This is a genomic window from Exiguobacterium sp. s6, assembly GCF_018618155.1.
Classification (GTDB): domain Bacteria; phylum Bacillota; class Bacilli; order Exiguobacteriales; family Exiguobacteriaceae; genus Exiguobacterium; species Exiguobacterium mexicanum_A.
In genome coordinates this window covers 1,191,873-1,204,103 of record NZ_JACSLN010000001.1, presented here as the reverse complement: position 1 = coordinate 1,204,103, position 12,231 = coordinate 1,191,873, and the positions used below count along the sequence as shown (strand labels likewise).

General features: G+C 52.5%; 14 protein-coding genes, 1 tRNA gene and 1 riboswitch. Of the genes, 7 read left to right on the top strand and 8 right to left on the bottom strand.

Going from position 1 to position 12,231, the window contains the following annotated elements:
- Positions 1 to 63: 63 nt before the first annotated feature.
- The gene (gene rlmN, locus KNP75_RS06205; RefSeq protein ID WP_034777707.1) at positions 64 to 1,125 is read right to left on the bottom strand and encodes a dual-specificity RNA methyltransferase RlmN; all 1,062 of its coding nucleotides are present in this window, start codon (positions 1,123 to 1,125) and stop codon (positions 64 to 66) included.
- A gap of 69 nt (positions 1,126 to 1,194) precedes the next feature.
- Positions 1,195 to 2,598, bottom strand: coding sequence for an amidase family protein (locus KNP75_RS06200; protein ID WP_251128199.1), 1,404 nt, complete (start codon positions 2,596 to 2,598; stop codon positions 1,195 to 1,197).
- Positions 2,599 to 2,709: 111 nt separating this feature from the next.
- Here KNP75_RS06200 and KNP75_RS06195 point away from each other — a divergent pair, with 111 nt between their 5' ends.
- Both KNP75_RS06195 and msrA read left to right on the top strand, forming a co-directional pair.
- Complete coding sequence (locus KNP75_RS06195) at positions 2,710 to 2,871, top strand: hypothetical protein (protein ID WP_034777709.1); 162 nt, start codon at positions 2,710 to 2,712, stop codon at positions 2,869 to 2,871.
- Positions 2,872 to 2,915: 44 nt separating this feature from the next.
- A riboswitch (SAM riboswitch) is annotated at positions 2,916 to 3,016 on the top strand.
- A 62-nt stretch (positions 3,017 to 3,078) separates the two neighbouring features.
- Positions 3,079 to 3,591, top strand: coding sequence for a peptide-methionine (S)-S-oxide reductase MsrA (gene msrA / locus KNP75_RS06190; protein ID WP_034777710.1), 513 nt, complete (start codon positions 3,079 to 3,081; stop codon positions 3,589 to 3,591).
- A 28-nt stretch (positions 3,592 to 3,619) separates the two neighbouring features.
- Here the strand turns inward: msrA and KNP75_RS06185 are convergent, their stop codons facing one another.
- On the bottom strand, positions 3,620 to 4,483 hold the full coding sequence (locus tag KNP75_RS06185) for a GRP family sugar transporter (RefSeq protein ID WP_215190042.1): 864 nt from the start codon (positions 4,481 to 4,483) through the stop codon (positions 3,620 to 3,622).
- A 133-nt stretch (positions 4,484 to 4,616) separates the two neighbouring features.
- On the opposite strand from KNP75_RS06185, the gene KNP75_RS06180 reads away from it, so the two are divergent.
- The 3 genes from KNP75_RS06180 to KNP75_RS06170 all read left to right on the top strand — a co-directional run bounded on the left by KNP75_RS06180 (position 4,617) and on the right by KNP75_RS06170 (position 5,770).
- Positions 4,617 to 4,689: transfer RNA gene (locus tag KNP75_RS06180), tRNA-Ala, on the top strand.
- A 115-nt stretch (positions 4,690 to 4,804) separates the two neighbouring features.
- Complete coding sequence (locus tag KNP75_RS06175; protein WP_034777716.1) at positions 4,805 to 5,137, top strand: four-helix bundle copper-binding protein; 333 nt, start codon at positions 4,805 to 4,807, stop codon at positions 5,135 to 5,137.
- A gap of 66 nt (positions 5,138 to 5,203) precedes the next feature.
- Positions 5,204 to 5,770 carry a 3'-5' exonuclease gene (locus tag KNP75_RS06170; RefSeq protein ID WP_034777719.1) on the top strand — a complete coding sequence of 189 codons (567 nt, stop codon included), beginning with the start codon at positions 5,204 to 5,206 and terminating at the stop codon, positions 5,768 to 5,770.
- Between the two features lie 43 nt (positions 5,771 to 5,813).
- Here KNP75_RS06170 and KNP75_RS06165 read toward each other — a convergent pair whose 3' ends face one another.
- The 5 genes from KNP75_RS06165 to KNP75_RS06145 form a co-directional block, all read right to left on the bottom strand.
- Positions 5,814 to 6,872, bottom strand: a complete 1,059-nt coding sequence (locus KNP75_RS06165) for a bifunctional glycosyltransferase family 2/GtrA family protein (RefSeq protein WP_214763172.1) — start codon at positions 6,870 to 6,872, stop codon at positions 5,814 to 5,816.
- A 102-nt stretch (positions 6,873 to 6,974) separates the two neighbouring features.
- A complete protein-coding gene (locus tag KNP75_RS06160; protein WP_215190041.1) occupies positions 6,975 to 7,964 on the bottom strand; it encodes a sodium:calcium antiporter in 990 nt (329 codons plus the stop codon).
- A gap of 215 nt (positions 7,965 to 8,179) precedes the next feature.
- Complete coding sequence (locus tag KNP75_RS06155; RefSeq protein ID WP_353049022.1) at positions 8,180 to 9,028, bottom strand: HD domain-containing protein; 849 nt, start codon at positions 9,026 to 9,028, stop codon at positions 8,180 to 8,182.
- 111 nt (positions 9,029 to 9,139) lie between these two features.
- Positions 9,140 to 9,844, bottom strand: coding sequence for an SDR family NAD(P)-dependent oxidoreductase (locus KNP75_RS06150; protein ID WP_215190040.1), 705 nt, complete (start codon positions 9,842 to 9,844; stop codon positions 9,140 to 9,142).
- A gap of 52 nt (positions 9,845 to 9,896) precedes the next feature.
- A complete protein-coding gene (locus KNP75_RS06145) occupies positions 9,897 to 10,442 on the bottom strand; it encodes a glycerol-3-phosphate responsive antiterminator (RefSeq protein ID WP_215190401.1) in 546 nt (181 codons plus the stop codon).
- A gap of 127 nt (positions 10,443 to 10,569) precedes the next feature.
- Here KNP75_RS06145 and KNP75_RS06140 point away from each other — a divergent pair, with 127 nt between their 5' ends.
- Together KNP75_RS06140 and KNP75_RS06135 are read left to right on the top strand one after the other, a co-directional pair.
- Entirely contained in the window at positions 10,570 to 10,989 is a 420-nt protein-coding gene (locus tag KNP75_RS06140; protein ID WP_034777729.1) for a GNAT family N-acetyltransferase, read from the top strand.
- 37 nt (positions 10,990 to 11,026) lie between these two features.
- On the top strand, positions 11,027 to 12,205 hold the full coding sequence (locus tag KNP75_RS06135) for a cation:proton antiporter (RefSeq protein WP_034777732.1): 1,179 nt from the start codon (positions 11,027 to 11,029) through the stop codon (positions 12,203 to 12,205).
- Positions 12,206 to 12,231 lie beyond the last annotated feature (26 nt).

Genomic DNA, 12,231 nt, shown 5'->3' with positions numbered 1-12,231 from the left:
TTCCTTCACCGGAGCGGCTCTATGAAAAAAAACTCCTTGAATCATTCGATTCAAGGAGTCCACTTATTTCGCACCTTCGACGTTCATATGTTTACTGCGCAACTGGCCGCATGCCGCATCGATGTCAGTCCCGTGCTCAAGGCGGACACCGGTGTTGATGCCACGCTTCTTCAAGACATCATAGAACGCCATGATGTCCTCCGAGGTACTGCGCTCGTATTGGATATGCTCGTTGACCGGGTTATACGGGATCAAGTTGACGTACGACTTGTCCTTAATATCGTCGATGAGCGCCGCCAATTCCTCGGCGTGCTCCGGTAAATCGTTCACTTTCGACAGGAGAATATATTCGAACGTGATTCGTTTGTTCGTCTTCTCGACGTAATACCGGATGGCCGGCATGAGCTTGTCGAGCGGGAACGCCCGGTTGATTTTCATGATTTGCGTCCGCAGCGCGTCGTTCGGCGCATGGAGCGACAGCGCCAAGTTGATGCGCAAATCGAGGTCCGCGAACTTGTAAATCTTGTCGGCGAGTCCGCTCGTCGAGACGTTGATTTTACGCGGCGCGATCGCGAGACCGCGCTCGTCCTTGACGACACGCAGGAAGTCGACCAAGTTGTCAAAGTTATCGAACGGTTCGCCGATCCCCATGACGACGATATGGCTGACCCGGGCCCCTTCGCCGACTTCGTCCAAGTAATGTTGCACGGTCATGATTTGTTCGACGACTTCGCCCGCCGTCAAATCACGTGTCTTCTTCAAGAGACCGCTCGCACAGAAGCTGCAGCCGATATTGCACCCGACCTGCGTCGTCACACAGACCGAACGGCCGTACTTATGTCGCATGAGCACTGTCTCGATATAGTGCCCGTCGTGTAGTTTAAGTAAAAATTTGACCGTCCCGTCGCCCGCCTCTTGTTTGACGAACAGGTCTTGCGTCGAGATGACGTATTCGGCGGCGATCGCCTCACGCACCTCGGCCCGTACCGAGATGTCCTCGATTTGCTTCACTCGGTCGATGTAGAGCGAGTCCCAGATTTGTCTCGCATGGAAGGCGCTGTATCCCCAAGAGACACACGCTTCTGTCAGCTGATCGAACGTCAGCCCGTATATAGATGGTTTCATTGCTATCTGTCCTTTCTTCAATCCGCATACGTACCATTGTAGCGGACGTGGACGACGGGTGCAACGTTCTTATAACGGTGGAACGGGACGCGAAATATGTCGCTCGAACGCATACGCCAGACGGATCAAGTCACGTTCGGCATAACTCGTCCCGGTGAACGATAGGCCGAACGGCGCCCCGCTCGCTTTCAAGCGATATGGGATCGTGATGGTCGGATGCCCGGCTTTTGCCGCCATGTCATAGTTCAAATCGTGAGGCAAGACGAGCGCGTGCAACTGCTGTTCGTTTAATAGGCGGTCGAGTCCGTCCGTCTTGGCGTCACGCACGTCATCGAGCCGGCGCGTCAAATAGGCCGCCTCGATGAGACGTCCCGACAATCTTTCCGCTTTCTCGAACGTCTTTTGTCCGTGCGGGATCGTCTCAGGATGTCTGTTGTTCCAGTCCATCAAATCCGACAACGTCTCGTACGGGAGCGTCGTCGTGGCCAGGTACGCCTCGATCCCGAGTTTGAACTCGTGGTACAAAATATCGCCTTGGTCGAGTGTATCATGGGCGGGCAGTTCGACTTCGACAAGGTCGATGCCGCTCTGTTTCAACAGCTCGGTCGTCTCACCGTATAATGCTTGTTCTTCTGTTGATAAATCAGCTTTGACGATCCCGACACGCATCCCGACCGCTTGGCGCTCGTCGAGGCACGTCCGATACGGCGGGCCGGCCGGGAGGTTGAGTGTCGCCGGGTCCGCCGGGTCTTCCCCTACCATCGCCTCAAGTGCCCTTACCGCGTCTTCGAGCGTTCGTGCCATCGGTCCCGCCGTATCTTGCGACCGCGAGATCGGGATGATGCCACTCCGACTGATGAGGCCGACGGTCGGTTTGATGCCGACGATGCCATTGTGCACGCTCGGATGGATGATGGAGCCGCTCGTCTCGCTACCGACAGCGAGCAGTGTCAGGTTCGCTGCGACCGCAGAGGCCGAACCTGAGCTCGAACCTCCGACATCGAGCTTATCCCCATATGGATTGAGCGTCTGCCCACCGACACCGCTCCAGCCGTTCGGCATGCCCTCGGTCAAAAAGTTGGCCCATTCGGACAAGTTCGCTTTCCCGAGGATGATGGCCCCGCTCGCTCGCAGGTTTTGGACGAGATGGGCGTCCCGGCCTGCGAAGTGATGTTCGAGGGCGACGGCCCCGGCCGTCGTCTTCATGAGTCCGTCTGTCTCGACATTGTCTTTGATCAAGACAGGAATGCCGAGTAGCGGCAAGCGTAACCCGCGACGAAACGCCCGGTCAGCCGACTCGGCCTCGAACAACGCGTCCGGGTTCACCTGGATGACCGCCTTCAGTTTGTCGTTGAACTGGGCGATCCGGGTCAAATAGTAGGCCGTCACGTCACGCGCCGTGAACGTTCCTTCTTTATATCCGCGATGGGCAGATTCGATATCGAGTTCCATAAAATCAAATGTGTCAGTCATATTGATTCCTCCTTTGGTCACTCGATGGTATTCGCTATCGCCACATGATTTCCTGTTTTCGTTCGCCAACGAATGTGTAACTTGGTACACTGAAAGAAAAGGGAGGTTACTATGAACCGTTCGTACGTACTCGTCTTATTGTCCGTCTTTGCCTTGTTCTTCTTACAGTTATATGCCGGGGACGCCCCGTATACGCTACCGCTCTCCATCGTGCTCGTCATCCTGATCCTCGGTGCCACCTTGCTCCAACTACGGCGCAAGCCAAACCGTTGACGCCGCTTCAAATCTGATGGTATGATGCTGTCACCAACTACATATCGATATCTTGAGTGAACGAGAGACCTGGCTCTATGACTTCACAGCAACCTGCTACGGCAAGGTGCTACTACCAGCAAGGTGATTGCCTTGGCCGATATGACAGAGCGCTCATGTCGATGACATGGGCGCTTTTTTTGGAATGAACATGAGGGGGACTTATTAATGGAAAAAGCAACATTCGCAGGCGGCTGCTTTTGGTGCATGGTGACACCGTTCGAGGAACAGCCCGGCATCGAGTCGATCGTATCAGGTTATACGGGAGGTCACGTCGACGATCCGACGTATGAACAAGTGAAGACAGGGACGACAGGACACTATGAGGTCGTCGAGATCACGTTCGACCCGACGCTGTTCGCTTACGAGCGACTGCTCGAACTGTATTGGATTCAGACCGATCCGACCGATGACGGCGGTCAATTCCAAGACCGAGGCAGTCAATATGCGCCGGCCATCTTCTATCATACGGAAGAACAACGTGTGAAAGCAGAGCAGAGTCGCGACGCGCTCGCGGCGAGCGGACGTTTCCAACAGCCGATCGTCACGAAGATCTTACCGGCTGACACGTTCTATCCGGCCGAGGAGTACCATCAAGACTTCCATAAAAAAAATCCGGCCCACTATAAAGAGGACCGGAAAAAATCTGGGCGTGACGCATTCATCGAACAAGCCTGGTAAGCGAAAGACGGGTCGTCTGACCCGTCTTTTAGCTTTTGGCGATTCCGAGCATGAATCCGGCCACGACAATGAGGCCGATACCCATAAAGACTAAGACACGTTCTTTCGTCGTCTTCTCTTCTTTTAATAGATAGATCCCGCCGAGCGTCGCCACGACGACGTTCAATTGCGACAAGGCGAATGACGTCGCGATTCCGACTTCACCGCTCGACACGAACAGCCCGAAGTTCCCGATCCCCCAGGCGATCCCGGCCAAGATATTTTTGAACGTCTTCGGATCGAACTTCTTCACATCTTTCTCACGCAGGCTGAACAACAGCGCCGCGACGAACATCCCGACCGACTGTGGCAAGATGGCCGTGATCCCGTCGACCTCGAAATAGTTCGTCAGGACGGCGTACGTCACGTAACCGATACTCGACACGAGCAGGACGAGCAAGCCTTTCTTCAAGGCGCCGCTACTGTCGCCGTCTTTGTTCTGCTGATACGATGTCAACGCAGCCCCAATCACGATGAGAACGAGCGCCGAAAATCCGAGCCATAGTTCGGTCGTCGTTTTCCAGTCTCCGAGGACGATGACACCGAACAACGATGTACCGAGAAGCTGCATGCCGGTGCTGATCGGCATCGCCTTCGAGACACTTAAAATTTGAAACGATTGGAACTGTAAATATTGTCCGAGTGCCCAAAACGCGCCGGAGATGAATCCGGTCACGATTGCGAGCGTCGTGAACCCGGGATTGAACACGAGTGCGATAATGACCGCCATCACCATCGCCCCGATTGTCGTCCCGATCAACTGTTGAATCGGCTTCCCGCCGACCTTTGAGACGATGAGCGGGATGCTCCCCCACATCAAGGCAGGTAAGAGTGCGAGTAAAATCATTTCCATACATGACACCTGCTTTCGTAATATAACATCATTTGTGATTTTCCCACGTTCAGTGCTGATTAAACTTTGTTCAAAAAAATTAAAAATAGCCATTGCCAAATGTTTTACTAGGATGATATAATAATTTTCGAACGGGGCATTAGCTCAGCTGGGAGAGCGCCACGCTGGCAGCGTGGAGGTCAGCGGTTCGAGCCCGCTATGCTCCATTATTGAAGTCACCACTCATTTGAGGGGTGACTTTTTTTGCGTCGCCGCTCGGTTTAACTCATCCGCTAGCGGGTAATGATTGTAAGACATCATTATTCTAAAGGGGGACTTATCATGGACCGAGCCTCTGTCGAAGAGACCATTTTAGCCGTCATCGACTGTATGCGGGCAAGTAATCATTGTTTCTCAAAATGCTTACAAGAAGAAGACTTGTTGATGGTCGCCGAGTGTATCCGGCTGACGAAAGAATGTTCGGAAGTGTGTGCACTCGCCTTGAACGCGCTCGAGACCGATTCGGCTTTCACCAAACCGATTGGTGCACTCTGCGCCCAGGTGTGTGACACGTGCGCCGTCGAATGTGGCCGCCACTTGCACGACCATTGCCAACGCTGTGCCGAAGCATGTCTCCGCTGTGCCGAAGCATGCCGCAACCTCGTGGCCGCATAATCGCTTTTTAGTCTAACGATATGTTAGACTTTTTTTATACTTGTTTTTACGAGAAAGGGATCAATTATGCCACATTCAATTCTTGCCATCGACGTCGAGACGGCGAACCGCGATAGTCGCAGCATCTGCTCTGTCGGCTGGAGCCTGCTCGTCGACGGTGAAATCATCGAAACGAACCAACTGCTCGTCAATCCGGAGGAAGACTTCGATGCCGGCAATATCCGGGTCCACGGCATCCGGCCGAGCGATGTCTGGGACGCCCCAGCGTTACCCGAGGTGCTCGAACAGCTCTATCCGACGCTGCGGGATGTCGACCTCGTCATGGCACACAACGCATCGTTCGATATGGGCGCGTTCAAGAAAGCGATCGCCAAATACGATTTATATACGTTTCCGACGATCGAGTACGGCTGTACCGTCAAGTTGTCGAGAAAACTGTATCCAGGTCTGCCGAATCACAAGCTGAACACGATGGCGGAATATTTGAACGTCCCGTTCATGCATCACGATGCGGCTGAAGATGCTCGCGTCTGTGCCCTGCTCATGCGCGACATGATGCAGAAGACCGGGATCCATGATCCGCGTGAACTGCACCGGTACACATCGGTCAAGCTCGGAAAACTCGCTTATTGAACGATATGCATGCCAGACAGGCCAAGACACACGTCTTGGCCTGTTAGCGTTTAAAGATCCATTTTTTCTGGACATAATAACTGACGACGAACAAGAAGCTGTCGACGAACACTTTGATCCATACCTCACCGTCGCGGATGACATAGAACAGCGCATAGACGAGACCGGCCGACAGCGCCATCTGCAATCCGACGAGTCCGAAGTATTTCGGCATCGCCCGCTTCGCCTTCGAATGGAACACGATTTTCCGATTGACGAAATAATTGAATAGCGATGACAGGATACGGGCCACGACCGTCGCAATCAAGACGTGCGTCGTCTCGAACCACGGATTCAACAAATAGACGAACAAGGCATAGAACCCGATGTCTAACAGAAATGATGCGACCGATGATAATGAATAGGCCAAAAACATGCGATAGATAAGAATCGAGTCGATCACCGGCCGGAAATGGGACGAGGCGTTTTCTGCCACATAGACGGTTTGAATTGGTGTCTGATGAATCGGGACTTGCAATCGTTTCGTGAACGTCAACATGTTCATCTCGAACTCATAACGGTTCCCCGGCACATCAAGCAATTGTTCCGCATACCGCAACGGAATCGCCCGAAGGCCGGTCTGGGTGTCCTTCAGACGAAGACCGCTGCCGAGCAACATGACGCCGCGCGTCATCTGATTTCCGAATCGGCTCCGGAACGGGATATCGGACCCTGAAAAGTCGCGACAGCCCATAATCAAATGATGAGGCCAGCGTATGCCTTCTTCATACAGCTTCAAGACGTCAGTCGGCAGATGTTGCCCATCCGCATCGACCGTGATGACCCCGTTCGTTCTAGGGAAATGCTGAACGACATGTCGAATCCCGGTTTTCAATGCCGCACCCTTCCCTTGATTCCGGGTATGCTCGAGCACCGTGACCCATTTTCCGACCTCGTCAAAAATCGGACGGGACGTCTCGGCACTCCCATCGTTCACGACGAACAGATGGACGAACCCTTCTTCTTTCAACTCCCGGACCAGTGTGACGAGCGCTTGATCGGGATTATATGCTGGGATTAATATGACGTAATCATCAAGACGTTCCACGGAATGCATTTGCATCGCCACCCCTCCTTCCCTCCTTCTATACCCAAGTGAGTGAAAAGTGATTCCTCGAACCGCCTCAAACAAAAAACACGATGTCCGAGGACACCGTGTGGTCGATCAACCGATGAAGATGAAGTAAGACGACGCGAAATAGACGAGGACGACGAGAACGGACGGCAAGACGTAGCGGAACTTCGACGTGACATCTTTTCGAAGGACACTGTACATGACCAAGACCGACAAAATCGTGATCCCGATCGCCGTCACCAAGTGTGACGTGGACACATCCGCCAAAATCGAACCGCCTCGGTAGAAGACGTCCGACATCGCGATGATGAGCATATTGAAGATGTTACTCCCCAAAATCGAACCGAACGCCAAGTTGACGTTTCCAAGCTTCAAGGCGACGAAGACGGCGACCGCTTCTGGGAGCGACGTCGAGGCCGCGATCAAAAAGCTGCCGACAAAGCTCGAACCGAGTCCGGTCACGACGGCGATTTGGTCACCTAACACTGAAAGCGCCGTTCCGGCCGCCATGATGACGAGAGCGGCGATGATGAAGCCGATGACCGCGCGTTTGATCGGAATTGAGTCGGTGACGCTGACACCGACCTCTTGCTCGACTTCACGTTCTGTCGTAGTTTCTTTTGGACGTTGTCCGATATAGTAAATCCCAACCGCGTACAACCCTGCAATCAATAAGGCATCGATACCAATCCCGAGAATCGTGAAGTCGATGCGAATGACGAGTGCGAGCATCGTCACGAGCGTCAACATCAAACCGAGACTCGCCGTGTAGAGGTGATCCCGACTTGCTTCGTTAAATAGACGCTTCTGACGATAATACAAGTCAAACATCGCCAAGATAAAGATGTTGAACAAGTTCGAGCCGAGCATGTTCCCGATGGCGATATCCGGGTTATTGATCATGACGGCCGATACGCTCGTCGTCACTTCCGGAAGCGATGTCGCTCCGGCAAGCAACACGGTCCCGACGAGCATGCCGCTCATCGTCGACTTCTCGCTGATGACGTCGGCATATGTCGATAATTTGATGGCAGCATACACGGTGAGTGCTGCGGCCAAGATGAAGTAAATAAATACCATATTTCTGTGTCTCCCCTTTTTCAAAAAATCAAAAAAGACCTTTTTATGGACGCCGAAGAAGCATCCATAAAAAGGTCTCGCGGACTTGGATCAGAAGCTCGATGGACCGAGTGCGTTGCACCGTAGTGACGATCCATCGACCACATTCGTGGTCGCTACTCCCCTTCTTATGTTCACGATGAATATATCACGTTTAAGGTCACTTGACAATCATTTCACTCAAGCCACGCGACGATCTCGTCCGACTGCAATGCCATTCGATACGATAATTCATCGATCGCTTGGAGTGCCGGGAGCGACAAGCGTTCCCACAGTCCAGCTTCTTTCAATTGAGCCGACAAGGCGTCGAGCTCGAGTTGATTGACCTCGGTCCCGTGACGATACCCTTCGCGCATCGTCTCGTTCAGCTCGAAAGCGGTCTGACAAAGCGTCGTCGTCTCTTGAAGCCACTCTTCTTCACGGAACCCATGTTTGATGACACCGAACAACTTCTCTAACTTCTCGGTCCGCCCTTCTTCGACTCCGTAAAACAACAAGTTCATTTCCGTCTCGAACGCTTCGATGAGCGTCGTCGTCTGCGCGAACGGCTTCAACGCATGGAGCAGTTCATGATAATACCAGGACTGGTCGCGGAGCGGCCGATTGAAACGGTCCCATACTTGTTTGCCGGCAGACTCGACGTCGAGACGAATCGAACGCAGATTATGTAGCTTGTCCGCGGCCAAGAGTGCGACTTCATCATACTGCATCGTCCGCACATGCTGAATCGTCATCCGTTTGCGTTCTTCCCACGACTGGTGTTTCCCCGGCTCGGACACAGCCTTGACTAGACGTGTCACTTCATGTCCAAATCGTTCACTCAGTTCATCAGGTGTCGTCAACGTATCTTCGAGCAAGTCGTGGAGCAGACCCGCCACGACGACCGGGACGGGTTGCCTATCTTCGACGAGCAACATGGAGACGGCCACAGGATGGGTCAAGTAAGGAATATTCGTTCCTTTTCGAAACTGTCCGTCGTGACGGACGGCCGCGAAACGGAGTGCCTCCTCGATGATTTGATGCACGACGCTTCCTCCTTCGCTAGTTTCAATGTACTCCCCATCCTATACCCGTCACTAGGTCTTTACACGCATATCGGTTGTTGAAAGATAGGGTAATGGTCCCAGTTTCTTGATTCAAGCTTCGTAAATCATCTTTTTCGTCATGCCCCCGTCAACGATCAAATTATGCCCGTTGACGAAATCGTTTTTCTCGTCAATCAAATAAGAGACGGCACGGACGATATCCTCCGGCGTCCCGACACGTCCTGACGGATGCTGCGCGTGATCGATATCACGAAGGGCTTCATCCGAGGTATGGATCCATCCGGGACTGACCGCATTCACCGTGATCGGTCGTTCAGCCAAAGAGACCGCCATCGACTGGGTCAACGAAACAATCCCGCCTTTTGAGGCGCCGTATGCTTCCCAATCGGCCTCGTTTTGAAGCGCGCGGGTCGAGGCCACGTTGATGATGCGGCCGAAATTAGCCCCTTCGTTCAACGTCAAGAAAGCTTTCGAGCAAGCGAACGTCCCGACGAGGTTGACATCGATCACGCGTTTGAACGTCTCGACGTCGAGTTCGGTCATCGGTTTGACGAGCGAGGATACGCCACCGTTATTGATAAGCACATGGGCGGTGCCGACTTCTTGATGAATTACTTTGAACACGCGGTTCACATCCTCATGATCCCCCAGATCGATCTGATGGAACGTCACTCCTTCAAGTTGTGGGTCTTGCCCGATATCGAGTCCGACAACACGGTATGTCGTGCTGAAATGGCGGGCCAGTTCCCGCCCGATTCCTTGGCTGACACCGGTTATGATCATCGTCTGTTTCATTGTCATCCCTCCTGGACAGTAGAATACCCTGATTGCATGAAAATGAGTCCTATCAGTTCGTCCAAAGTGTTTGGTCAGACGTCGTCACGACGGTCGCACCTGCCTCAAGGGCGGCCTCGATTTCTTCAGACGACGAGATCAAGCCGCCGGCGAAGACTGGAATATTTGTCGCTTCTTTCACGCACCGGATATATTTCGGGACGAGACCTGGTAATACCTCAATATAATCCGGTTGAGTGCGGTTGATGAGGCGATAACTCTTCTCGAGCGAACTCGAATCGATTAAAAACAGACGCTGCACCGTTTTAACTTGCTTTTGTTTCGCTTTTAAAATGACACTGCCTTTCGTCGAGATGATTCCATACGGTCGAAACGTCTGACACACATATTCGGTCGCATATTCATCCGCCTTCAGACCTTGAATCAAATCGAGATGGACGAACACTTGCTTGTCATGGGCCGCTAGTAACTGAAACACGGCATCAAGCCGGGCCACATGGACTTCAAGCAAGACGCCAACTTTGAATGGCCCTCTCACAAATGCCTCGAGGTCTTTCATGTCTCGGAGAGCAGGCAAAATCGTTTGACCTTCAATCATTCCCACACAACCTTTCTCCATTCCAGTTTCTCTCATTATCTGTACAACGTCATCCGGAAATCAAGGTTTACCGATTCAATATAGCGGGAAAATAATTTTAACTTATGCGCAGAGAGGGAGTAGTGACATGGTGAATGAAGTAGATGTACGGATTGAGACACCGACACCGGAGGAGCATCAACGCCTTCGCGTCAAAGCAGGCATGCCGAAGCGTTCCGACTCAGGCACGGTGAAAGGGCTCGCTAACACGTTATACGGCGTTTGTTTATATAAAGACGACACGATGGTCGGGATGGGACGTGTCGTCGGGGACGGCGGCATGGTGTTTCATCTCGTCGATATCGTCGTCGATCCCGAGTGTCAAGGCCTTGGGCTTGGTAAATTGATCATGGAACGATTGATGGATTGGATTTTACAGGAAGCAGACGAGACGGCCATCATTAGTCTGATTGCTGACATTCCGGCAGACGGCCTGTATCGCCAGTTCGGATTTGACTATTCTCGTCCCGAATCGGTCGGGATGGAATATCAATGGAGTGAAAACTGATGGTGAAGCAATCCTTCCCTTTTTTAGGGGGTGACGTATGGACGTATTCAATGTAATCGTATTCCTCGGATTGGCACTCACCGTAATTTCGGTGCTCAGTTTGATTATCGAGCGGTTGTTCTTTCCTAGTATCCTCGCCTTCATTGCCATCGGCGTCGCGGTCGGCTTCTTTTGGGACGGGAATGAGGTCTTCAAAATCGCCGGGGAAATCGGGATTATTCTGTTATTCTTTCTACTCGGTTTAAAGTTTCCGCTGAGCGAGCTCGTCAAGCGAATGAAACAAGTGTGGAAAGCAGGCGTCCTAGATGTCCTTCTCGCCTTCGGGGTCACGATTGGAATCGCTTTGTTGTTTGGTCTCGACTTCTCACAAGCATTTTTGATCGGTGCCGTCCTCTATGCGACGAGTTCGTCGATTTCGGCGAAACTTCTCGAGCGACATTCTGAAAAACATGAAGATGTGAAAGAGTTCGTACTGGCGCTCCTTATCTTCGAAGACATTTTCGCCCCGCTCATTTTGACCGTGGCCCCGTTCATCATCCAAGACGAACCGATCGCTTTCACGGACATCGGGAAAGTGTTCGCCGGATTTCTGATTTTCGGAGTGCTCCTCTTCATCGGGTCTCGTTTCGTTTTGAACCGACAGCGGTTCGTCAAACATCTGTTGCGACAAGATGATGCGAGTATCGGTTTGATTGGATTGATTTTATTCTTTGCCGGGATCGGCATGGTGTTCGGCCTGTCCGAGATTCTCGGGGCGTTCATCGCCGGCATCATGCTTGCGGGCATCCACGATGTGCGGCCGTTGAAACGATTGACCGTACCCGTTCGCGACTTGTTCTTGCCGATTTTCTTCATCTCGTTCGGGATCTCCATCAATCTCGATCAAGGGGTCATCGTCAATGCCCTCTTCTTCGTCCTGATCGTTTGGGGCGTGTTATCGAAGTGGATCGTCGGACGCGTCGGGGGTCGCATGTATGGCTTGACGCGGGTGCAGGCGAACGAGGCCGGCTTCTCACTCGCCCCGCGTGGCGAGTTCTCGATCTTGTTCACCGCCCTATCAAACGGAGCGATCAACTTATTTGTCGGTCTCTATATTTTCGTCTCGGCCATCGTCGGCATCGTCTTGTTCCGCTTCTCTGAGATTCTTGCTAACAAGACGGAGGAAAAACTTGAGAAAGTACTTCCCGATGAGACAAAAAATAAAGAAGATCAATGATAGAACACAAAGGAGGACCTTCGCGT

What these genes read in the sequence shown, in the direction of transcription:
- rlmN (WP_034777707.1), bottom strand. Translation starts at nt 1,125, where the DNA reads ATGAAACCATCTATATACGGGCTGACGTTCGATCAGCTGACAGAAGCG.
- KNP75_RS06200 (WP_251128199.1), bottom strand. Translation starts at nt 2,598, where the DNA reads ATGACTGACACATTTGATTTTATGGAACTCGATATCGAATCTGCCCAT.
- KNP75_RS06195 (WP_034777709.1), top strand. Translation starts at nt 2,710, where the DNA reads ATGAACCGTTCGTACGTACTCGTCTTATTGTCCGTCTTTGCCTTGTTC.
- msrA (WP_034777710.1), top strand. Translation starts at nt 3,079, where the DNA reads ATGGAAAAAGCAACATTCGCAGGCGGCTGCTTTTGGTGCATGGTGACA.
- KNP75_RS06185 (WP_215190042.1), bottom strand. Translation starts at nt 4,483, where the DNA reads ATGGAAATGATTTTACTCGCACTCTTACCTGCCTTGATGTGGGGGAGC.
- KNP75_RS06175 (WP_034777716.1), top strand. Translation starts at nt 4,805, where the DNA reads ATGGACCGAGCCTCTGTCGAAGAGACCATTTTAGCCGTCATCGACTGT.
- KNP75_RS06170 (WP_034777719.1), top strand. Translation starts at nt 5,204, where the DNA reads ATGCCACATTCAATTCTTGCCATCGACGTCGAGACGGCGAACCGCGAT.
- KNP75_RS06165 (WP_214763172.1), bottom strand. Translation starts at nt 6,872, where the DNA reads ATGCAAATGCATTCCGTGGAACGTCTTGATGATTACGTCATATTAATC.
- KNP75_RS06160 (WP_215190041.1), bottom strand. Translation starts at nt 7,964, where the DNA reads ATGGTATTTATTTACTTCATCTTGGCCGCAGCACTCACCGTGTATGCT.
- KNP75_RS06150 (WP_215190040.1), bottom strand. Translation starts at nt 9,844, where the DNA reads ATGAAACAGACGATGATCATAACCGGTGTCAGCCAAGGAATCGGGCGG.
- KNP75_RS06145 (WP_215190401.1), bottom strand. Translation starts at nt 10,442, where the DNA reads ATGATTGAAGGTCAAACGATTTTGCCTGCTCTCCGAGACATGAAAGAC.
- KNP75_RS06140 (WP_034777729.1), top strand. Translation starts at nt 10,570, where the DNA reads ATGGTGAATGAAGTAGATGTACGGATTGAGACACCGACACCGGAGGAG.
- KNP75_RS06135 (WP_034777732.1), top strand. Translation starts at nt 11,027, where the DNA reads ATGGACGTATTCAATGTAATCGTATTCCTCGGATTGGCACTCACCGTA.